Source organism: Allonocardiopsis opalescens (genome assembly GCF_003002095.1).
Classification (GTDB): domain Bacteria; phylum Actinomycetota; class Actinomycetes; order Streptosporangiales; family Streptosporangiaceae; genus Allonocardiopsis; species Allonocardiopsis opalescens.
Map to the genome: position 1 here is coordinate 464452 of NZ_PVZC01000006.1, position 21430 is coordinate 485881.

General features: G+C 72.5%; 14 protein-coding genes. 5 read left to right on the forward strand and 9 right to left on the reverse strand.

All coding sequences use genetic code 11. From position 1 onward, the window contains the following. Positions 1–2439, reverse strand: a complete 2439-nt coding sequence (locus CLV72_RS21615) for an AAA family ATPase (RefSeq protein ID WP_106249376.1) — start codon at positions 2437–2439, stop codon at positions 1–3. 144 nt (positions 2440–2583) lie between these two features. Beyond that, positions 2584–3282 (reverse strand): ribonuclease HII, encoded by a 699-nt coding sequence (locus tag CLV72_RS21620; RefSeq protein ID WP_425428096.1) that lies wholly within the window; start codon positions 3280–3282, stop codon positions 2584–2586. 116 nt (positions 3283–3398) lie between these two features. On the opposite strand from CLV72_RS21620, the gene CLV72_RS21625 reads away from it, so the two are divergent. From CLV72_RS21625 to CLV72_RS21635, 3 genes are read left to right on the forward strand one after another with little or no spacing between them, the layout of a single operon-like run. Next, positions 3399–3998, forward strand: a complete 600-nt coding sequence (locus tag CLV72_RS21625; RefSeq protein ID WP_106249378.1) for a Maf family protein — start codon at positions 3399–3401, stop codon at positions 3996–3998. A 34-nt stretch (positions 3999–4032) separates the two neighbouring features. Continuing rightward, positions 4033–5187, forward strand: coding sequence for a magnesium and cobalt transport protein CorA (locus CLV72_RS21630; RefSeq protein WP_211303013.1), 1155 nt, complete (start codon positions 4033–4035; stop codon positions 5185–5187). Further along, positions 5184–8156, forward strand: coding sequence for a DEAD/DEAH box helicase family protein (locus CLV72_RS21635; RefSeq protein WP_245930353.1), 2973 nt, complete (start codon positions 5184–5186; stop codon positions 8154–8156). Before CLV72_RS21630 ends, CLV72_RS21635 begins: the two co-directional genes overlap by 4 nt. Before the next feature lie 28 nt (positions 8157–8184). On the opposite strand, the gene CLV72_RS21640 is transcribed toward CLV72_RS21635, so the two are convergent. The 6 genes from CLV72_RS21640 to CLV72_RS31840 form a co-directional block, all read right to left on the reverse strand. Next, positions 8185–8586: a nuclear transport factor 2 family protein gene (locus CLV72_RS21640; RefSeq protein WP_106249380.1), complete on the reverse strand. Its 402-nt coding sequence runs from the start codon at positions 8584–8586 to the stop codon at positions 8185–8187. A 239-nt stretch (positions 8587–8825) separates the two neighbouring features. Beyond that, positions 8826–9263 (reverse strand): CBS domain-containing protein, encoded by a 438-nt coding sequence (locus CLV72_RS21645; protein ID WP_106249382.1) that lies wholly within the window; start codon positions 9261–9263, stop codon positions 8826–8828. A 107-nt stretch (positions 9264–9370) separates the two neighbouring features. Next, entirely contained in the window at positions 9371–10288 is a 918-nt protein-coding gene (locus tag CLV72_RS21650) for an RNA polymerase sigma-70 factor (protein WP_106249384.1), read from the reverse strand. A 101-nt stretch (positions 10289–10389) separates the two neighbouring features. Beyond that, positions 10390–13266, reverse strand: a complete 2877-nt coding sequence (locus CLV72_RS21655; protein ID WP_106249387.1) for a vitamin B12-dependent ribonucleotide reductase — start codon at positions 13264–13266, stop codon at positions 10390–10392. A 123-nt stretch (positions 13267–13389) separates the two neighbouring features. Next, a complete protein-coding gene (gene nrdR / locus CLV72_RS21660) occupies positions 13390–13857 on the reverse strand; it encodes a transcriptional regulator NrdR (protein WP_106249389.1) in 468 nt (155 codons plus the stop codon). A 242-nt stretch (positions 13858–14099) separates the two neighbouring features. Next, positions 14100–14570, reverse strand: coding sequence for a LysM peptidoglycan-binding domain-containing protein (locus tag CLV72_RS31840; protein ID WP_146159517.1), 471 nt, complete (start codon positions 14568–14570; stop codon positions 14100–14102). Between the two features lie 426 nt (positions 14571–14996). Here CLV72_RS31840 and lexA point away from each other — a divergent pair, with 426 nt between their 5' ends. Next, on the forward strand, positions 14997–15719 hold the full coding sequence (lexA, locus tag CLV72_RS21670) for a transcriptional repressor LexA (RefSeq protein ID WP_245930374.1): 723 nt from the start codon (positions 14997–14999) through the stop codon (positions 15717–15719). Between the two features lie 332 nt (positions 15720–16051). After that, positions 16052–18709 (forward strand): DUF4135 domain-containing protein, encoded by a 2658-nt coding sequence (locus tag CLV72_RS21675; RefSeq protein WP_106249398.1) that lies wholly within the window; start codon positions 16052–16054, stop codon positions 18707–18709. Positions 18710–18740: 31 nt separating this feature from the next. Here CLV72_RS21675 and leuS read toward each other — a convergent pair whose 3' ends face one another. Further along, positions 18741–21242: a leucine--tRNA ligase gene (gene leuS, locus CLV72_RS21680; RefSeq protein WP_106249400.1), complete on the reverse strand. Its 2502-nt coding sequence runs from the start codon at positions 21240–21242 to the stop codon at positions 18741–18743. Between the last annotated feature and the right edge of the window lie 188 nt (positions 21243–21430).

Here is a 21430-nt window from a genome sequence, read left to right on the forward strand (position 1 = left end):
TCAGTTCCGGGTGATCTCGCGGTAGGCGTCGCGGAGGTCCTCGCCGGTGACGGTGGTGAGGTCGTCGGCCGTCGCCGCCTCGCCGAGTTCGTTGGTGACGCGCAGGTCGCGGAAGGAGCACGCCTTCTCGAACAGCGAGCGCGCGAAGCGCCCGTTGCCGAGTTCGTCGATCCAGCCCTCGGCGCAGACGTAGCCGAAGATCTGGTCGAGGTCCTCGGCCGCCGCCTCATCGAAGCGGTCGCCCGCGGCGGCGGCCAGGTGCTCGGCGATGGCGCGCAGCTCGCGCGGCGAGTAGCTGGGGAAGGTCACCCGCACGTTGAAGCGCGAGGCCAGCCCGGCATTGCTGGCCAGGAAGCGGTCCATCTCGCTCGAGTAGCCGGCCAGCACGATCACCAGCCGGGAGCGGTCGTCCTCGGCCCGCTTGAGCAGGGTCTGGATGGCTTCGGAGCCGAAGGCGTCGCCGCCGCTGTAGCCGGGGTTGGCCAGCGCGTAGGCCTCGTCCACGAAGAGCACGCCGCCCATCGCGGAGTCGATCAGCTTGTTGGTCTTCACCGCCGTGGAGCCAAGGTGCTCGCCGACCAGGTCGGCGCGCTGCGCCTCCACCACCTCCGGCCGGGAGAGCAGGCCGAGTGCGGCGAAGACCCGCCCCAGGATGCGGGCCACGGTGGTCTTGCCGGTGCCGGGCGGACCGGTGAACACGAAGTGCCGCATCGGCGGGTGGGAGCGCAGGCCCTGGGCCTGGCGGAGCCGGGCCGCCTGCAGCTGGGCGACGATCGACCTGACCTGCTGCTTGACCGGGTCGAGCCCGATCATGCCGTCCAGCTCGGCCAGCGCCTCCTCCACCGACGGGGTCTCGGCGTAGCCGCGGAAGCGGGCGGTGAGCTGCGCGTAGGCGGCGTCGACGTCCTCGCCCCTGATGGTGACCAGCTGCTCGGGCGTCGGCGCGCCGCCGGCCCCCACCACCCGCACGTCGCGCGCCTGGGCGGCCTGGGCCACCAGCGAGCGGACGAAGCGGCCGTTGCCCAGCTCGTCCACGATGCCGCGCTCGACGGCCTCCTCCAGGCGCCGCCACAGCACCGGGCGGGCGTCGGGGTCGAGCTGGTCGCCGCGGGCCTCGGTGCGCGACTCCGCGATCTGCAGCAGCTCGGCCGGGCTGTAGCTGGGGAAGTGCACCCGGGTGCCGAAGCGCGAGCTGAGGCCGGGGTTGGAGCCGAGGAAGGACTCCATCTCCTTCTCGTAGCCCGCCAGCACGATGACGAGGTTGTCGCGGTCGTCCTCGGCCCGCTTGAGCAGGGTCTGCACCGCCTCGTTGCCGAAGCGGTCGGGCTGGCCGTCGCCGGCGTTCACCAGGGAGTACGCCTCGTCGATGAACAGCACCCCGCCCAGGGCGCGGTCGACCGCCTCGTTGGTCTTCAGCGCGGTGGCGCCCAGGAACTCCCCGACCAGGTCGGCGCGCTGCGCCTCGACCACGTAGGGGGTGGGCAGCAGCTCGAAGGAGTAGAAGATGTTGGCGATGATGCGGGCCACGCTGGTCTTGCCGGTACCGGGCGGGCCGACGAAGACGAAGTGGCGCAGCGGCTTCTCGGTGCTGTAGCCGGCCTCGGCCCGCATCCTGGCCGCCTCGATGGAGGCGGCGATGGACCGGATCTGCTGCTTGACCGGCTCCAGGCCGATCATGTTCTCCAGCTCGGCCAGCGCCTCCTGCACCGACATCCGCGGCGGCGGCGCGTCGTGCCCAGCGCCCGAGGGAGCCGGCAGGTAGGGCGCCGCGCCGGCCGGCGCCTGCTGGCGCTGCTGGACGGGCTGTCCCTGCGTCTGCTGCGGGCCGCCCGGCGCCGCGGCGGCCGGGCGGCCGCCGGGCCGCTGCGGCTGCTGCCTGCGGGCGGCCTGGCGGGCGGCCGAGGCGCGGACCAGCAGCACGGCCGCGGCCGCCACCGCCGCGGCGACGGCGCCGGCCACCGCGCCGAGGAACATGTGGGTGGCGGCGAGCACCGCGGTGCCGAGCACCAGGGCGGCGCCGAGGCTGAGCCCGGTGGTCTGCCAGGCGGGGAAGGCGCGCAGCCGGGACGCGACCAGCGCGACCGGCAGCGGGAGCAGCATCAGCAGCACGACGGAGATGTCGGCCCGGTTGGCGGCCGAGAGTCCGAACAGGCCGAACACCTGGAAGGCGGCCGCCGACCAGACCGCGCAGATGAGCAGGGTGGCGGCGGCATCGGCCGAGCGCATCAGCGCCACCACCAGCAGTACCGCCACGAGCGCGAGCGGGAAGATCAGCCCGATGTCGGTGAGCGCCCCCGCCACCAGGGCGGCCAGCAGCACGGCGCCGCCGGCGATCAGCCGGGTGCGCAGCGGCACCGCGCGGTAGGCGGCACGGACGCGTTCGAGCAGAGGAGTCCCCGAGGCCCCACCCGCCGGCCGGGGTCTGTCGTTGTACCGCATCGCGCCTCTCCGCCCGTGTCCGTCGCCCCCAACCTAGGGCGCCCGCCGCGCTCGCGCGAGCCTCACCCGAGGTGTCGGCCACCCTACGGGGCGTCGGCGACGGCCGTCGATGATCTCCGCGGCACGGGACGGCGCCGCCGGGCGTCACAGGAGTTCGAGCTGGTTCCCTCCGGCGGCGCCCTCCTGCCCGGGCCGCCGCACCCGCAGGTGGCGCCACCTGGGGAGGTCGTCCAGGTAGGCCCAGCTCATCCGGTGGTGCGGGGTGGGTCCGTGCAGGTCGAGGGCTGCCCGGTGCACCGGCGAGGGGTAGCCCACGGCGGTGTCGAAGGCGTACTCGGGGTGGTCGGCGGCCAGCGCCGCCATCAGGCCGTCCCTGCGCACCTTGGCCAGCACGGAGGCGGCGGCCACCGAGACGCTGGTGAGGTCGGCCTTGATCTGGGTGCGCACCCGCCAGGGGCGGCCGAGGTAGTCGTGCTTGCCGTCCAGGATGACCGCGTCCGGCCGCACCGGCAGCAGCCGCAGCGCCCGCTGGGCGGCGGTGCGCAGGGCCGCGGTCATGCCCAGTTCGTCGATCTCGGCGGGGCTGGCCGAGCCGTAGGCGTGCGCGCTGACCCAGCCCTCCAGCAGCCCGGCCAGCTCGGTGCGGCGCTTGGGCGCCAGCAGCTTGGAGTCGGTGAGGCCCTCGGGCGGCGGCGAGAGGTCGGTGACGGCGGCGCACACCATGACGGGCCCCGCCCAGGCGCCGCGCCCCACCTCGTCGACGCCCGCGACGACCCGGGCGCCGGCCCGGCGCAGCTCGGTCTCGATCGCGTAGTCGGGCGGTTCCACGGCCATGCCCCCCATTGTGCCGGTCTCCGGCCGGCCCCGGGCCCGGAACGGGCGTCCGGGGCGCTCGCGGCGGGGCGGCGGCGCCGGGCGGTCGGTGCCGCGGCGGCCGCGGCCCGCTAACCTCTGGTGCCGTGACCCGCCTGATCCTCGCCTCCGCGTCCCCTACCCGGCTCAGTGTGCTGCGCGCCGCGGGCCTGGACCCGGAAGTGCTGGTCAGCGGGGTGGACGAGTCCGCCGTGCGGGCCGACTCCCCCGCGCACCTGTGCCTGGCGCTGGCCACTGCCAAGGCCGAGGCGGCCGCGGAGCGCGCGGGCGCGGGCGACGCGGTGCTGCTGGGCTGCGACTCCGTGCTGGAACTTGACGGAGTCGCCTACGGCAAGCCCGCCTCCGCTGAGGAGGCGGTGCGGCGCTGGGAGGCGATGGCGGGCCGCACCGGCGTGCTGCGCACCGGCCACCAGGTCATCCACCTCGGCACCGGCGCCCGGGCGGGCGCGGTGGGCTCCACCTCGGTGCGCTTCGGCCGGCCGGGTGCGGCCGACATCCGCCGCTACGCCGCCAGCGGCGAGCCCGAGCGGGTGGCCGGCGCGTTCACCCTCGACGGGCTCGGCGGCTGGTTCGTGGACGGCATCGACGGCGACCACGGCAATGTGCTCGGCGTCTCGCTGCCGCTGCTGCGCCGGCTGCTGGCCGACGTGGGCGTCAACGTCACCGCGCTGTGGCGGGCGCCCTGAGCCTGCCGGGAGCCGTCAACTGGAGGTGGGGCCGATGTCGGAGACGCGCGGCGGCTGGGTCAGACGCGGGGTGCGCCGGGCGCGGGACGCGTCCGGGCGCGGGCGCCCGCCGTCGGATCCCGAGCCGTCGATGGCCGAGCGGCCGCTGCCCGACGAGGTGACACCCGAGGACAGCGTCGTGGACGCGGCCATCTACCGCGACGGCGAGCGGGTGGAGTCCCCGCCCACACTGGCCGACACCTACCGGCGGATGCGCGAGGCGCCCGACACCCTGGCGTGGATCGGGCTGTTCCAGCCCGGCGAGGCGCGGCTGCACGCGGTGGCGCAGGAGTTCGACCTGCATCCGCTGGCCGTCGAGGACGCGGTGGTGGCGCACCAGCGGCCCAAGCTGGAGCGCTACGGCGACACCCTCTTCGTGGTGCTGCGCGCCGCCCGCTACCTCGACGACGCCGAGGAGGTCGAGTTCGGCGAGCTGCACCTGTTCGTGGGCCCCCGCTTCGTGCTTACCGTGCGGCACGGCCGCGCCCCCGACCTGGGCGCGGTGCGGCGCCGGATGGAGGAGAACCCCGAGCTGCTGCGGCTGGGCCCCGAGGCGGTGCTGTACGCGGTGGTGGACTGGGTGGTCGACGGGTACGCGCCGGTGGTCGCCGGGCTGCAGAACGACATCGACGAGATCGAGACCGAGGTCTTCGGCGGCGACCCCAACGTGTCGCGGCGCATCTACGAGCTGTCGCGCGAGGTGATCGAGTTCCAGCGCGCCACCCGTCCGCTGCTGGACATGCTGGCCGGGCTCGCGGCCGGCTTCGACAAGTACGGCACCGACTCCGAGCTCCAGCGCTACCTGCGCGACGTCGCCGACCACGCCACCACGGTGGCCGAGCGGGTCGACGGCTTCCGGATGATGCTGTCCGACATCCTCACCGTCAACGCCACCCTGGTCGCGCAGGCGCAGAACGAGGAGATCAAGCACCTCACCGAGGCGAGCTTCACCCAGAGCGAGGAGGTCAAGAAGATCTCCTCCTGGGCGGCCATCCTGTTCGCGCCGACCCTCATCGGCACGGTGTACGGCATGAACTTCACCCATATGCCCGAGACGGAGTGGCCGCTGGGGTACCCCTTCGCGGTCCTGCTGATGCTGCTGGTCTGCCTGAGCCTGTACGTCGTCTTCAAACGGCGCGACTGGCTGTGAGCGCGTCCGGGGCCGCCGGGGGCTTCGCCGGGTGCGCCTGGCCGGGCGAGCTGCGCGACTACCAGGCGGCGGCCCTCGACCGGCTGGCCGAGCGCTGGGCCGGCGGGCACCGGCGGGCCTGGATCGTGCTGCCGCCGGGCGCGGGCAAGACCCTGGTCGGGCTGGAGGCGGCCAGGCGGCTGGGCCGGCGCACGGTGGTGCTGGTGCCCAACACCGCCATCCAGGGCCAGTGGCTGCGGCAGTGGGGCGCGTTCACCCCGGCGACGGTGCGGGCCGGCACCTCGCGCGAGCTGGACGCCGAGGTGACCGTGCTGACCTACCAGGCCCTGGCCGTGTTCGAGCCCGAGGAGGAGGTCTCGGAGGAAGGGGCCGAGGACGGCCCGGTCCGGCCGGCGCGGCGCAGCGGGCTGCTGCACCGGCTGCACCCCAACGGCGCCGAGTTGGTCGCCGCGCTGCGCGGCGCCGGGCCGATCACCCTGCTGCTGGACGAGTGCCACCACCTGCTCCAGGTGTGGGGGCGGCTGGTCAGCGAGGTGGTGCGCGGGCTGCCCGACGCGCACGTGGTGGGCCTGACCGGCACGCCGCCGCCCAGCCTCAGCACCGAGCAGGCCGCGCTGGTGCGCTCGCTGTTCGGCACGCCGATCGTGGGCGCGTCCATCCCGGCGCTGGTCCGCGACGGCCATCTGGCGCCCTTCGCGGAGCTGGCCTGGCTGGCGAGCCCCACCCCGGTCGAGCGCGACTACATCGCGGCCGAGGCCACCCGCTTCGCCGAGCTGCGCACCGACCTGATGCGCCCCGACTTCGCCACCACCCCGTTCCCGCAGTGGCTGGACCGCCGCTTCGTGGACCGGCCCGTCGGGTCCGGCGACGACGACGGCTCCGGCGGCCGGCGGCTGGACTGGGACCGCTTCGCGCACGCCGAACCCGAGCTGAGCGACGCGGCGCTGCGGCTGCACCACGCCGGGCTGCTGGCGCTGCCGCCGGGCGCGCGCCTGCGCGAGCAGCACCGACACCCGCCCGACGCGGCCGACTGGGTGCGGCTGCTGGACGACTACGTGCGCCACGCGCTGCGCCCCAGCGGCGAGCCGCGCGACGAGGAGGCGCTGGCGGCGATCCGGCGGGCGCTGCCCTCCATCGGCCACAACCTCACCCGGCGCGGCGTGCGGCCCGGCCCCAGCCCGGTGGACCGGGTGCTGGCGCGCAGCGCGTCCAAGGCGCACGGCGCGGTCGAGATCGCGGCCGCCGAGTCGGCGGCGCTGGGCGACCGGCTGCGCTGCCTGGTGCTGTGCGACCACGAGCGGGCGACGGCGCGGCTGCCGGCCCGGCTGGACGGCGTGCTGGCGCAGGAGGCGGGCTCGGCCTGGCTGCTGCTGGAGACGCTGGCCGAGGACGCCCGCACCGCCGACCTGGACCCGGTGCTGGTCACCGGGCGCAGCGTCGCGGCCGCCACCGCGGCGGCGGAGCGCTTCACCGCCTGGCTGGCCGAGCGCCGCCCCGAGCTGCGCCTGGCGGTGGAGCCGGCCGAGCGGCCCGGGCTGGCGCGGGTGGAGGGCGCCTGGTCGTCGCGCACCTGGGTGCGGCTGGTCACCGAGTACTTCGAGCAGGGCGGCACCCGGCTGCTGGTGGGCACCCGCGGGCTGCTCGGCGAGGGCTGGGACGCGGCCCGGGTGAACACCCTGGTCGACCTGACCACGGTCACCACCCTGACCTCGGTGGTGCAGACCCGGGGCCGGGCGCTGCGGCTGGATCCGGAGTGGCCGGAGAAGTCGGCGAACGTCTGGACGGTGGTGTGCGTCACCGACGAGCACCCCAAGGGCGCAGCCGACTGGGACCGCTTCGTACGCAAGCACGACGGCTACTTCGCGCCGGGCCCCGACGGAACCGTCGCGGCCGGGGTGGCGCACGTCGACGCGGCGCTGTCGCCCTTCGCGCCGCCGCTGCCGGCCGGCTTCGACGCCTTCAACGCGCGGATGCTGGTCCGGGCCGGCGACCGCGACGCGGTCCGCGAGCAGTGGCGGATCGGCACCGGCTACGCCGACGAGCCGGTGCGCACGCTGCGGATCAGGGTCCGCCGCGCCGCGCCCGCGGCGCCGGCCGTGCCGGCCGTGCGCGCCGGGGCGCCGGCCCTGCCCGCGGCGGTGCTGACGCCGCACGGCGTGCGGGTGGGGCCGGCCCTGTTCGACCCGCGCCGCCCGGCCGCCATCGAGCACTACCGGCACACCCCGGTGCCGCCGCCGATGATGCTGCCGTGGCTGCTCGCCATGGCGGCCATCGCCGCCGTGCTGGCCGGGGTGGCCGGCGGCAGCGCCGTGCTCGCGCCGGCGCTGGGGGCGCCGCTGGCGGCGGGCGCCTGCGCCTGGCAGCTGGACCAGCGACGGCGGTACCGGGCGCGGGTGCGCCGGGTCGACGAACTGCGCCGGCGGGCCCGCGCCGAGCGGCGGGCGCGGGCCGCCGAACTGCTCGACCTGGCCGCCGAACCGGGGCTGGCCCGCTTCGCCTACGCCGTCGCCGACGCGCTCAAGGCCGCCGGGCACTCCTCGGCCGGCGCCGAGGGCGTGCGGCTGCGGCTGGACGCCGACGGCACCTACCAGCTGTCGCTGGCGGGCGCGGGGCCGGAGTCCTCGCAGGTCTTCGCCGAGGCGCTCGACGAGGTGGTCTCGCCGATGGCGGCACCGCGCTATGTGATGCCCCGCCATGTGCTGACCGGCACGGACGAGGCGCGCCGGGCGGCGCTGGCCGCCTGGCTGGCCGGGCGGCCGCTGCCGGTCGGCGTCGTGTACCACGCGGTGCCGACGGTGCTGGGCCGCAACCGCGCGGGCGCCGGCGCCTTCGCCGACGCCTGGCGGCGCTGGGTCTCCGACGGCGAGCCGCTGTACACCGGCTCGCCCGAGGGCGAGGGCGTGCTGGTCACCCACCGGGGCGAGGACCCCCTCCAAGCGGAGACCATGCTCCGCCTGTCGTGGTCGTGACGGCGGCGGGAGGGGCCCGGGACCGGGCTCAGACCTTGGTGGCGCCCATCAGGGCGGCGGAGAGGTCGCCGTAGCGGTAGACGCCGGTGATGCGGCCGTCGCGCAGGGTGAAGAGGGTGGCGGTCTCCTCGGGCTCGCCGAGCGCGCCGCCGTCCTCGACCGGCACCCGCGCCGTCTGCTCGGCGATGATCTTGTCGCCGAACTGGAAGACCTGCTCGGCGTGGAGCTGGATCCCCGAGGCGCCCACCCAGTCGCGCAGCAGGGCGCGGCCGCCGCCGGCGGCGGCCTGCGGGCCGGCCACCGCGACGTCCTCGACGGCGAGGGCGGCGGCCCGGTCGGGATCGGCGGCGTTCACGGCGGCCTCGAACTCGGCCACCAGTTCGCGCGCCTCCATGGTGCGTACCGGCTGGTCTGTCGGTGCGTCGGCCATCGGCTTTCCCTTCCCCTCGCGGTTGCGCTCGGCATCGCTCCGGCGGCGTCCTGCCGCGGCGGAGGCGTCGAGCGGCACCCCGAACCGTCCCGCACTCACGTACGGGGACCGCGACCTTACCGTCCGCACAGCCGATACGACGAATTCCATCACACCGAGTGATCGTACGCGCGCATGGAGCGACGGTGTGTGCACACGCGTCGGAGAGTCGGGGCCTGCGGCCCGCCGGGCGCCGCTGCTCAGCCCCCGGTGATGTACGCCTCGAGCTGCTGGTGGTCGTGTTCGAGCTGGCTGATCCGGCTCTTGACCACGTCGCCGATGCTGACGATCCCGACCAGCCGCCCGCCGTCGAGGACGGGCAGGTGCCGGAAGCGCCCCTCGGTCATCGTGATGGTCAGGCTGTCGACGGTGTCGTCGGGGCCGCAGGTGACGACCGAGGTCGTCATGATCTCCGAGACCGGCCGGTCCAGCAGGCCGGCGCCCTGCTCGTGCAGCCGCCTGACCACGTCCCGCTCCGAGACGATCCCGGCCGGCGGCGCCTCGGTGCCCTCCTCGACCACGACGACGGCGCCGATGTTGTGCTCGGCCAGCCGGGCCAGCAGCTGCCGCACCGTCGTCTCCGGGGCCACCGTGGCCACCGCCGATCCCTTGCTCCGCAACACGTCCGCGATGCGCATGGTGGTGCCTCCGATCCGCGCGTGCCACCCGCATTCCCAGCGGCCCCGCCGGCAAACCGTCCGAAGCGGACCTTCCGGGCACCGGGCCGGACGGCCGCGGCTCCCGGCTACGGCCAGGCCAGGTCGCGCGGGGTCACGCCGCCGAGCCGCCGGGCCAGGTGCTCCAGCTTGTCGGGGTTGGCCACCAGCCGCAGATCGCTGACCGCGGTGCCGTCGTCGGTCAGGTCGGGGACGAGGACCATGCGCAGCTCGTCACCGGTCCAGAACAGCAGCGCGGACCCGCCGTTGATCTCGGCGCGCTCCACGCGCATCCGGACGAAGTGCCGGGCGACGCCCTCCAGCAGGCGGAGCACCTTGTCGCGGCCGGTGATCGGGCGGCGCGCCGCGGAGACCTTGCCGCCGCCGTCGGACCAGATGGTGACGTCGGCGGCGAGCAGCTCCTCCAGGCCGCGCAGCTCGCCGTCCTGGGCCGCGTCGAGGAAGCGTTCGACCAGCTCGCGGCGCTTGCCGTCGTCGGCGCCGAAGCGGGCGCGCCCCTCGCGCACCCGCTCCCCGGCCCGGTGGTAGAGCTGGCGGCAGTTGGGCTCGGACAGGTCCAGGGTCCGCGCGATGTCGCCGTAGCCGTAGCCGAAGGCCTCGCGCAGCACGAACACGGCGCGCTCGGCGGGGGTGAGCCGTTCCAGCAGCACCAGCAGCGCGAAGGAGACGGAGTCGCGCCGCTCCACCGTGTCGAGCGGGCCGAGCGCGTCGCCGGAGGTCTCCACCGGCTCGGGCAGCCACGGCCCGACGTAGCGCTCGCGCCGCGCCCGCGCGGAGGTGAGCGCGGTGAGGCAGAGATTGGTGACGACCTTGGTCAGCCAGGCCGGCGGTGAGGCGATCTGCTCCTGGTCCGCCCCGTTCCAGCGCAGGAAGGCCTCCTGCACCGCGTCCTCGGCCTCCGCGGCCGAGCCGAGCAGCCGGTACGCGAGCCCGAACAGCCGTCCGCGCTGCCCTTCGAAGGTCTCGACGGCATCCGTGGTGGTCACGTTCCCAGTCTGCCAGCGAGCCTCAGCGAGGCGGAGTCGGGGCCGCGGCAAGCGCCGCGGCCCCGACCCGGACCCGACCCGGCCTCAGCGGCCGGATCCGGTCAGCTGCACCCGCTGGTGGAGCCGCAGCCCTCGCAGGCGTAGCAGCTGCCGGCCGGGCGCATCTTGGTGCCGCAGGTGACGCAGAGCGGGGCGTCCGCGGTCTGGCCGAGCTTGAGTTCGAGCAGCTCGGTGGAGGTGTGCGCGTCGGCGGGAGCCTCGCGGACTCCGGCCGCCTCGGCCGGGGCGGAGCCGGCGGCCGAGGCGGTCGGGGTGGACTGGCGGTAGCCCTCCACCTCGGCGGCCAGGGCGCTGGGGTCCTCATCGTTGAGCTTGGCGGTGCGCTCGTCGGCGGACAGGATGCCCAGCGCCGCGCGCTCCTCGTACGGCAGGTAGTCCAGCGCCAGCCGGCGGAAGACGTAGTCGATCACCGACTGGGCCATGCGGATGTCGGGGTCGTCGGTGAGACCGGCCGGCTCGAAGCGCATGTTGGTGAACTTCTCGACGTACTTGTCCAGCGGCACCCCGTACTGCAGCGCGATGGAGATGGCCATCGAGAACGCGTCCATCACGCCGGCCAGGGTGGACCCCTGCTTGCCCAGCTTCAGGAAGACCTCGCCCAGGCCGTCGTCGGGGTAGGAGCCCGCGGTGAGGTAGCCCTCGGCGCCGCCGACGGCGAAGGACACCGTCTGGCTGGGCCGCTTCTTGGGCAGCCGCCGCCGCACCGGGCGGTTCACCTCGATGACCTTCGGCTCGGGCGCCGCCTCGGCCTTCTCCTCGCCCTTGCCGCTGGACAGCGGCTGGCCCACCTTGCAGTTGTCGCGGTAGACCGCGAGCGCCTTGAGGCCGAGCTTCCAGCCCTCGAAGTAGATGCGCTCGAAGTCCTCGACGGTCGCCGTCTCGGGCACGTTCACCGTCTTGCTGATCGCGCCGGACAGGAAGGGCTGCACCGCGGCCATCATCCGGACGTGGCCCATCGGCTCGATGAAGCGCCGCCCCATGGCGGTGTCGAAGACCTCGTAGTGCTCCGGCCGCAGCCCCGGCGCGTCCACGACATGGCCGTTCTCGGCGATGTACTCCACGATCGCCTCGGCCTGCTCCTGCTGGTACCCGAGGTTCTTCAGCGCCCGCGGGACGGTGCGGTTCACGATCTGCATCGAGCCGCCGCCGACCAGCTTCTTGAACTTGACCAGCGAGAAGTCCGGCTCGATACCGGTGGTGTCGCAGTCCATCATGAAGCCGATGGTGCCGGTGGGCGCCAGCAGGCTGGCCTGCGCGTTGCGCCAGCCGCTCTTCTCGCCGATCGAGAGCCCGGCGGACCACTCCTTGGCGGCCGCCTCGCCGATGCGGCGGTCGAGGGTGGCGACCGGGCGCAGGTTGTCGTTGGCGGCGGCGTGCTTGCGCATCACCCGCTTGTGCGCGTCGGCGTTCTTGGCGTAGCCGTCGTAGGCGCCGACGACGCCGGCCAGTTCGGCGGAGCGGCGGTAGGCGGTGCCGGTCATCAGCGAGGTGATGGCGGCGGCCAGCGAGCGGCCGCCCTCGGAGTCGTAGGCGTGGCCGAGGGCCATCAGCAGCGCGCCGAGGTTGGCGTAGCCGATGCCGAGCTGCCGGAAGGCGCGGGTGGTCTCGCCGATCTTCTCGGTCGGGAAGTCGGCGAAGGTGATCGAGATGTCCATCGCGGTGATGACGAACTCCACCAGCCGGGTGAACCGGTCGATGTCGAAGCTGTCGTCCTCGCGCAGGAACTTGAGCAGGTTGATCGAGGCCAGGTTGCAGGAGGAGTTGTCCAGGTGGACGTACTCCGAGCAGGGGTTGCTGGCGCTGATCCGCCCGCTCTCGGGGGTGGTGTGCCAGTCCTGGATGGTGTCGTCGTACTGCACGCCGGGGTCGGCGCACTCCCAGGCGGCCTGCGCCATCCGGCGGAACAGCTTCTTGGCGTCGACGCGCTCGATGACCTCGCCGGTCATCCGGGCGCGCAGGCCGAAGTCCTTGCCGTCCTCGACGGCGCGCATGAACTCGTCGGAGACGCGGACGGAATTGTTGGCATTCTGGTACTGGACGCTGGCGATATCCCGTCCGCCCAGGTCCATGTCGAAGCCGGCGTCGCGCAGGGCGCGGATCTTGTCCTCCTCGCGCGCCTTGGTTTGGATGAACTCCTCGATGTCGGGGTGGTCGACGTCGAGGACGACCATCTTGGCCGCGCGGCGGGTGGCGCCGCCGGACTTGATGGTGCCGGCCGAGGCGTCGGCGCCGCGCATGAAGGAGACGGGGCCGCTGGCGGTGCCGCCGGAGGACAGCAGCTCCTTGCTGGAGCGGATCCGGGAGAGGTTCACGCCCGAGCCGGAGCCGCCCTTGAAGATCAGCCCCTCCTCCTTGTACCAGTCCAGGATGGACTCCATCGCGTCGTCGACCGCGAGGATGAAACAGGCCGAGACCTGCTGCTTGGAGGAGGTGCCGACGTTGAACCACACCGGCGAGTTGAAGCTGAACAGCTGGTTGGCGAGGGCGTACTTCAGCTCGTGGTCGAAGATCTCGGCGTCGTCCTCGGTGGCGAAGTAGCCGTACTCCAGGCCGGTGGCGGTGTAGCGGCCGACCACGCGGTCGATCAGCTGCTTGAGGCTCCATTCCCGCTGGGGGGTGCCCACGGCGCCGCGGAAGTACTTGGAGGCGACGATGTTGGAGGCGTTGATCGACCAGGAGGCGGGGAACTCCACGCCGCGCTGCTCGAAGTTGACGGTGCCGTCGCGCCAGTTCGTCATGACGACGTCGCGGCGCTCCCACTCCAGCTCGTCGTAGGGGTGCGTGCCCGGGGTGGTGAACACCCGGCGCATGGTGAGCCCCTTGCCCCTGGCCCGGCGGCCGCCCGCGCCCTCGGCCTCGGGCGCCGCCTTGCCCTGCTTGCCCCTGCGGGCGGTCGGGCCGCTCACCGTCTCGGTCATGTGGTCCCCCTAGTCGTACGGACGATCGACGCCGCGGGCGCGCGCCGGCACGGCGCGCTCCGCGTGATTGCTTTGTGCCGCGAGGGCGGGGTCGGGCCGGCCGGGACGGGCCGACCCTGGGGCTCAGGGGCCGGCGTCCTGCGGTTCCCGGCCGGCCCGCAGTACCTGGATCTCGTTCTCGAAGTCGGCCAGGGACTCGAAGCCCCGGTAGACCGACGCGAACATCAGGTACGCGACCTCGTCCAGCTCGCGCAGCGGCCCCAGGATGGCGAGGCCGATGTCGTGGGCGGGGATCTCGGCGCTGCCGCGCGAGCGGAGGTCGGCCTCGACCCGCTGGCCGAGCATGGCGAGGTCGTCCTCGCCGACCGGCCGCCCCTGGCAGGCCCGGCGCACGCCGGCGATGATCTTGTCCCGGGAGAACGGCTCGGTGACCCCGCTCCGCTTGGCCACCATCATCAGCACCGTCTCCTGGGTGGAGAACCGCCGGCCGCACGCCTGGCACTGGCGCCGCCGCCGGATCGCGGTTCCGTCGTCGGAGGCGCGGCTGTCGATCACCCGGCTGTCGGGGTGCCGGCAGAACGGGCAGTGCATGCGCCGCGCCTCCTCAGTTGGTCCCTAGCCCCGTACGGGATCTCGGCGCCCGGCGCAGCGCGCGCGCCGAAAAACACCGGAGCCCCCCGCCCGGATCACAATCTGTAGGCTCTCAACACGAATAAGTCTACTAGATGTTGTGGTCCCAACCTATGACGGTCACCAGTGATCGCGCAAGTCGGCCGCGCCCGGCGCGGCGGGCGCGCGGTGCCGCGAACGGGCCCGGCGGCGAGGGCCGCGGCTCAGCGGGGGCAGTCGGCCGCGGGGCCGCCGACCGGCACCTCCAGCTGCTGCCCGGCCCGCAGGAAAGAGGTGGAGAGCCCGTTGAGCGCCATGATGCAGCGGATCACCGGAGCGGGGTCGGCGCCGGGCGCGGCCTCGGCGGCGATCCACCATAGTGTGTCGCCGTCGCCGACCACGACGGTCCGGCTCGGCGGGTCGGCCGACGGTGCGGCGGCGGTTCCCCCGCCGGCGCTGGCCGCTCCCGCGCCGAGGGCGACGACCAGCAGGGCGCAGGCCATGAGCAGCAGCACCACCCGCCCCCTGCGGGTGAGCCTGAGATCGCCCCGGCGCGGCGCCCCGGCGCCGGCCGACCGCTTGTGGCCGGTGGGGCGCCACTCGGGGACATCGCGGGCCCAGTCGTAGAGGTCCCACGGATGCGATCGCGGCGCGGCGGCGGGCGGACAGGACGCGGTGTCGTCAGTTCTTCGCACGACGGCCCCCTTCGAACGGGAGTTCGATTCGAACGTCTGTACGATTAGTACCGCATCCGGACCCGGATTCCGGCGCGACACTCCCGGAATTTTCGAACATCTGTTTGATCTCTATAGCGCCAGCCGCTAGTGTCGAATTCGGCGTGCACGGACCGCAAAGGCCGCGCCCGCTGGGCGTATGGCGTGCAGAGAGGTCCGCTCGCATGTCGGCGGCCGGCCGGGCCGGACCGAGCGGCGGTGTGAGCCGAGCGACAGTGTGAGCCGACAGACAACAGTGAGCCGACGAAGGCCGTACGAACCCGGTGCCGGCGCCCCGCGCGGGGCGCCCCCGGAGCCGCTGCGCGCCGATTCCGAGCGAGGAGGCCGGCCGTGCCGGACGAGAGCAGGGCAGCCCACCGGACGAGCCGCACCCCGGCGGCCTCACGGGTGACCCGCCCGGCGGCCTCAGCCCAGGTGCGCGAGGCGGGAGACGACAACTCCGGCCTCACCGAGCGCCAGCGCCGCGTGCTGGAGGTCATCCGCGAGTCCGTGGAGCGGCGCGGGTACCCGCCCTCGATGCGCGAGATCGGCGAGGCCGTCGGCCTGACCAGCACCTCCAGCGTGTCCCACCAGCTCACCACGCTCCAGCGCAAGGGCTTCCTGCGCCGCGACCCCAACCGCCCGCGTGCGGTGGAGGTGCGGCTGCCGGGCGACTCCGCCGTCACCGGCACCCTGCCGGCCGGCCGCGGCGCCGAGGAGGTGGCTGCCGATGCCGAGGACGGGAGCGCGGCCGAGCACGCCGCCCAGGTGCCCATCCTGGGCCGGATCGCGGCCGGTGGGCCGATCCTGGCCGAGGAGGCCGTCGAGGACGTACTGACCCTGCCCAAGCAGATCGTGGGCGAGGGCACCCTGTTCATGCTCAAGGTGGTCGGCGACTCCATGATCGACGCCGCCATCGCCGATGGCGACCTGGTCGTGGTCCGGCAGCAGCCCGACGCCGAGAACGGCGACATCGTGGCCGCGATGATCGACGGCGAGGCCACGGTCAAGGCGCTCAAGCGCGAGCCCGACCACGTCTGGCTACTGCCGCGCAATGACGCCTACTCCCCCATCCCGGGCGACGAGGCGACCATCCTGGGCCGGGTGGTGGCGGTGCTGCGGCGGGTGTGACGCGCGGCGCGCAGGACCCGCTGGAACTGGGCAGCCGGCTCCGTCCTTGACAGCTCTTCGGAAGTGGCGGAATCTCCGTAGGAGTACGGAATGGGTCAGACGCCCTCTGGAGCTGCGCGCCGATGGACCACTACACGGCAGATATCGAGACAATCGGTAATTGGCTTGATCTCAACCTGGAGGGCGACGACTGTATTTCCGCAGACGAACTGACCCCCTCGGAGACCGACCGGGTCACCCCCAACGACTCCGTCGATTCCCGATGCGGCTGCTGAGCCCTGGGAACATCGCCTGCGGAGAGCCGACCCGCTGCTGAACCCTGGGCCAGGGTCATGGACCGCAGAGCCGAGACCCTGGCCCAGGAGATAGTTCGGCTCTCCCCCACAACACTTGCACGCCTGTGCGAACCGCGACTGCTCGAACGAGAACTGACGGGCATCATCGCAAGGGATCTCACCTTCCTTTTCGGCAGTGCATTCAGAGCGACATGGCAGGCGCTCGTGGAGACCACGGTCCCTCACGACGCATCGGCAAGCCGGATACGTCGCTTCGGAGACGAGTTCACCGCACGCGAATCGAGCGACGACACGTCCGCCACGATGCAGCTCTTCGCGATCGGACCGTTCCTGAGGAATCGAGCCGGAAGGCTCAGGTCTTTCTACGGAAGATTCCTCAGAGAACTGGACGCGGCATCGCTGGCGGACCCGCTTCCGGAGTACACCTGGACGTCGGTCGCGGGGCTCAGCGGAGGGCTGTCCGATTCCCACCGTGGTGGACGCCAGGTACTGATCGTGTCGTTCACGGACGGCACGCGCCTGGTGTACAAGCCGCGTTCACTCGCGCCTGAGGCCTTCTGGCAACGCTGGTGCCGGGCCGTCAATGCGAAGGCGGACCGGCCCCTGCTCGGATCCGCCCGTGTCTGGGACCGCGGCTCCCATGGCTGGATGGAGTATGTACCTGACCGTTTCGATGTCCTGCCGCCGTTGGCGCTGGCCGCACAGACCGGCTGCCTGCTCGCCGCCGCCCACCGCCTGGGGGCCACGGACGTGCACCGAGAGAACGTCCGCTTCTCCGCGCACGGCCCACTGCTCATCGACTGCGAGACGGTCCTGTCCCCCGGACTCGACGCGACACGCCCTCGGCAGTGCGCTTCTTTCGTCCCTTGGTGGAATGAGGTCGCCGACACCGTTCTCTCGACTTCCGCGGTGACCGGCTACGTACTCAAGACCGATGGGGCTTGGCGCTCCATCGGAGTCGTCAGCGCCCTCCTGGGCCACGCAGGTCCAGGCGAACGCGCTTCGCTGCTGACAGCGCTCAGAGGCGGGTACATCGAATGCCATACCGCCATCGACCGGTATGTGAGGTCGAACGGACTCGCGAGGGACCTGAACTGCATAACAGAACTTCGTTTCCTCGCCCGCCGGACGAACGCGTACGCGCGACTGCTTTCAGAATCGGTCGCAGCAGCCTCCCTTCGCCGAGAAGGAGACCGCAGGCGATCGATCAGCAAGCTACAGGAATGGCCGAGGCGAAGCGGGTCTGCCCTGCACAAGAAGATGGCCGACGCCGAAGCCTTTGATATCTCATCGGGAGACATCCCGTACTTCACCATTAACGCGAGAAGCAATGAACTGCGCTCGTCGTCCGGCGAAAACCTGGGAACGGCCCCTGGCGAGAGCGCTGTCGCACGAGCCGGCAGGAAGAGTGGAGAGTTCGGCGCCGGTGCGGCCGAGAAGCAACTCGCAATAATAGAGATGGCGGTCAATCCGCCCGTTGCGGCCACAACAGACGTGGGATCCGTCCTACTCCAACCGCGGCATCAGGGCCGGTTCGACGAAGAGGTGATCGCACTCGCAGGAAGATACATCGACGATTGCCTTTCTCGGCACATCGTTCACGATGGACGAACGGTCGGATTGCTAGGAGCGTCCTTCGCCCCGCACAACGACCTTGTGACCGTGGCCCCCTTGAGCCAGGGCCTGTACTCCGGCCTCTCCGGGCTGGCGCTCTGCTACGCCTCCCACTGGAAGCTCACCGGCGACGAGCGTCTTTTCCGAGCCACGTCCGACATCGCGCGAGCCATATCCCACATGTACAACGCCGATACGACGGACTTGTGGAACGGGTTCACCGGCGGGGTCTCCGACCTGTACGCACTGTGGGTCGCGTACCAGTACGTCCCCTCGCCGAACGTGGAGGAGGCTCTGTCCCTTGTCGACCGGTACGTGTCCCAGGCCCGCTTCGAACCCGAGAGCCTTGGTGCCGACGTCGTCGGAGGTGCCGCGGGAATGGCACTCACCCTCACCGCACTACGCGGATCTGGGCTTTCCGCTGCTGACGACGGCTTGCTGGCACGCGTGCTACGTCGTCTCGAAGGAGGAATCCTCGGCGGGAGCGGGGCGGAGACACTGTCCGAGATGGGCATGGCCCACGGACGGTTGGGTCTGGTCTTCTCGGCGACGCGGGTCGCTCATGCCCTTGGCGCACCTCAAGCCGCATGGCATCAGCGCATGCTGGAAACCGGTGAGAAGCTCTTCGAGCTCTGTGTGAAAGCCCGGTCCTTCGCGGCCGTCAGTTGGTGCCGGGGACTGGTCGGCGCGGCCGCGGCCCTGCTCGATACCGAGCGGTCCACTGGGGAGCGCTGCCCCTTCGCCGACGAGGTGGTCGCCTGGATCCTCGATCACCAGGACCTGGTCCAGGGCCGCTCCCTGTGCTGCGGGCAAGCAGCCGTCGCCGACGTGTTGGCGAGCCTGCGCGACAGACCGGGCTCAGGACCTCAAGAGCCTGAGCCTGATCTGCCGCCAGCGGGTGCCGCGCTCACCCGACTCCTCTCACAGCCGCAGAACCCGCGTCTGCCTTCTGCGGTCGCCTACCCCGGGATGATGCAGGGAAGTGCCGGCGTCGCATACACGCTTCTCCGTTCGACGTACGCGGGCCGCGGCCTTCCTTCCTTGCTTTCCTGCAGCCCACCCGTTTCCGAAGGACCCTGAACGAGCGCACCCGCCAAGGACAGGAGGAGCGTCAGCCCGGCACGATGTTGACCAGCTTGGGCGCGCGTACGATCACCTTGCGCGGCGGTACGCCGCCCAGATGCGCGCTCACCTTGGCCGAGGCCAGGGCCAGCCGCTCCAGTTCGGCCGCTGAGATCTCCGGGCCGACCTCCAGGCGGTCGCGCACCTTCCCGGCGACCTGCACCACGGCCGTCACGGTCTCCTGCACCAGGAGTGCGGGATCGGCGGCGCGCCAGTTGCCGATGGCCACCGACGGGGCGTGGCCCAGCCGCTCCCAGCCCTCTTCAGCAACATAGGGAGCGAACAGCGACAAGGTGACGGCGATGGTCTCGGCCGCTTCGCGCACCGCTGGATCCGCCGCACCAGGACCGGAGTCGATCACGCGGCGGGCAGCGGTCACCAGTTCCATAATGCGGGCGATCGCGACATTGAACCGGTTGACCTCGAGCAGCTGGGTGATCTGGTGGATGGTGCGGTGCGTGACCTTGCGCAGTTCCAGATCGCCGGTGCCGGGGTCCGTACCGGGAGCGCTGGCCGCGCCCGCCTCGGTCATGACCCGAAGCGCCCTGTTGAGGAAACGCACCGAGGCGGCAGGAGAGACGTCGGCCCAGTCGATGTCGTCCTCGGGCGGCCCGGCGAACAGCATGCACAGCCGCACGGCGTCCACCCCGTAGTCGTCGATCTCGGCACCGAGGTCGACGAGGTTGCCGGTGCTCTTGGACATGGCCGAGCCGTTCAGGATGACCTGGCCCTGGTTCAGCAGCCGCTTGAAGGGCTCGGTGAAGTCCACCAGGCCCATGTCGTACAGCACCTTGGTGAAGAACCGGCTGTACAGGAGGTGGCCGGTGGCGTGCTCCTTGCCACCGACGTACTGGTCGACCGGCCCCCAGCGGCGGACCGCCTCGACGTCGAAGGGGCCGTCGTCGTAGCGAGGCGAGCAGTACCGCAGGAAGTACCAGGAGGAGTCGACGAAGGTGTCCATCGTGTCGGTGTCGCGCAGCGCGGGACCGCCGCAGCGCGGGCAGCTGGTGTTCACCCAGTCGGTGGCGGCGGCCAGCGGTGAGATCCCCTTGGGAGCCAGGTCGGCACCGCGCAGGTCGGGCAGGGTGACGGGCAGCTGGTCGTCGGGCACCGGCACCTCGCCGCAGCCCTCGCAGTGCACGATGGGGATCGGGGTGCCCCAGAAGCGCTGCCGGGACAGCAGCCAGTCGCGCAGCCGGTAGTTCACCGCGCCGCTGCCGGTGCCGCGCTCGGCCAGCACCTGGATGATCCGCTCGATCGCCTCGGCCTTGGCCAGGCCGTCCAGCGGGCCGGAGTTCACCAGCACGCCGTCGCCCGAGGTGGCGGTGCCGGTCTCGGCGGGGTCGGGCTGCCCGGTGTCGACCACGACCCGCACCGGCAGGTCGAAGGTGCGGGCGAAGTCCAGGTCGCGCTGGTCGTGGGCGGGGACGGCCATGATGGCGCCGTGCCCGTAGTCGGCCAGCACGTAGTCGGCCGCCCACACCGGGATGCGCTCGCCGTTCACCGGGTTCACGGCGTAGCGGCCCAGGAAGACGCCGGTCTTCTCCCGCTCGGTGGACTGCCGCTCGATGTCGGACAGCCGCGCCACCTGGGCCCGGTAGGCGTCGAAGGCGTCGCGGCACTCGGGGGCGCACAGCTCGTCGGCCAGCGGGGCGTCGGCGGCGACCACGAAGAAGGTGGCGCCGTACAGGGTGTCGGGCCGGGTGGTGAAGACGGTGACGGGCTCCTCGCGGCCCTCGACGGCGAAGTGGACGTCGGCGCCCTGCGAGCGGCCGATCCAGTTGCGCTGCATCAGCAGGATCTCTTCCGGCCACCCTCCCTCCAGCTGCGCCATGTCGTCCAGCAGCCGGTCGGCGTACTCGGTGATCCGGTAGTACCACTGGGTCAGCGAGCGGCGCACCACCTCGGAGCCGCAGCGCTCGCACCGGCCCGCCACGACCTGCTCGTTGGCCAGCACGGTCTGGTCGGTGGGGCACCAGTTGACCAGGCCTCCGCCGCGGTAGGCCAGACCGCGCTCGAAGAAGCGCAGGAACAGCCATTGGTTCCAGCGGAAGTAGTCCGGATCGGAGGTGTGCAGGCGTCGGGACCAGTCGAACGAGATGCCGTACCGCTTGAAGGACGCCGCCTGGGTGTCGATATTGGCGTAGGTCCAGTCGGCGGGGTGGGCGTCGCGCTTGATCGCGGCGTTCTCGGCCGGCAGGCCGAAGGAGTCCCAGCCGATGGGGTGCAGCACGTTGTCGCCGCGCTGGAAGCGGTAGCGCGCGATGACGTCGCCGATGGCGAAGGCCTCGGCGTGGCCCATGTGCAGATCACCGGAGGGATAGGGGAACATGTCCACGACGTAGCGGCGGGGACGGTCGTCGTCCCCGCCGGCGTCGGCGGCCCGGAAGGTGTCGTGCTTGTCCCAGTACGCCTGCCACTTCTCCTGTACGGCGGCGGTGTCGTCGGTGTCGGCGGCCGGTGCCGCTCCGCTCCGGTCAACGGCGGTCATCGCTGGTCCTCATCGCTTAGCTGGGCAGGGGGTCGGCTGGCCCGGGGGCACAAAAAAGCCCCTCAGGCAGTGAGGGGTGGCCGCGTCGGGATCTCAGTTCACCGGCGCGGCTGGCTAAGGAGCAGCCGATTCCGCATACACGAAGAGTACCGCACGGGGGAAGGGCGCGTGCGGATTCGCACCGGAGG

Bases quoted from the DNA above. Each gene is read 5' to 3' on its own strand.
- nrdR (WP_106249389.1), bottom strand. From the start codon at position 13,857: ATGCACTGCCCGTTCTGCCGGCACCCCGACAGCCGGGTGATCGACAGC.
- CLV72_RS21615 (WP_106249376.1), bottom strand. From the start codon at position 2,439: ATGCGGTACAACGACAGACCCCGGCCGGCGGGTGGGGCCTCGGGGACT.
- leuS (WP_106249400.1), bottom strand. From the start codon at position 21,242: ATGACCGCCGTTGACCGGAGCGGAGCGGCACCGGCCGCCGACACCGAC.
- CLV72_RS21655 (WP_106249387.1), bottom strand. From the start codon at position 13,266: ATGACCGAGACGGTGAGCGGCCCGACCGCCCGCAGGGGCAAGCAGGGC.
- CLV72_RS21645 (WP_106249382.1), bottom strand. From the start codon at position 9,263: ATGCGCATCGCGGACGTGTTGCGGAGCAAGGGATCGGCGGTGGCCACG.
- CLV72_RS21675 (WP_106249398.1), top strand. From the start codon at position 16,052: ATGGACCGCAGAGCCGAGACCCTGGCCCAGGAGATAGTTCGGCTCTCC.
- CLV72_RS21630 (WP_211303013.1), top strand. From the start codon at position 4,033: ATGTCGGAGACGCGCGGCGGCTGGGTCAGACGCGGGGTGCGCCGGGCG.
- CLV72_RS21620 (WP_425428096.1), bottom strand. From the start codon at position 3,282: ATGGGGGGCATGGCCGTGGAACCGCCCGACTACGCGATCGAGACCGAG.
- CLV72_RS21640 (WP_106249380.1), bottom strand. From the start codon at position 8,586: ATGGCCGACGCACCGACAGACCAGCCGGTACGCACCATGGAGGCGCGC.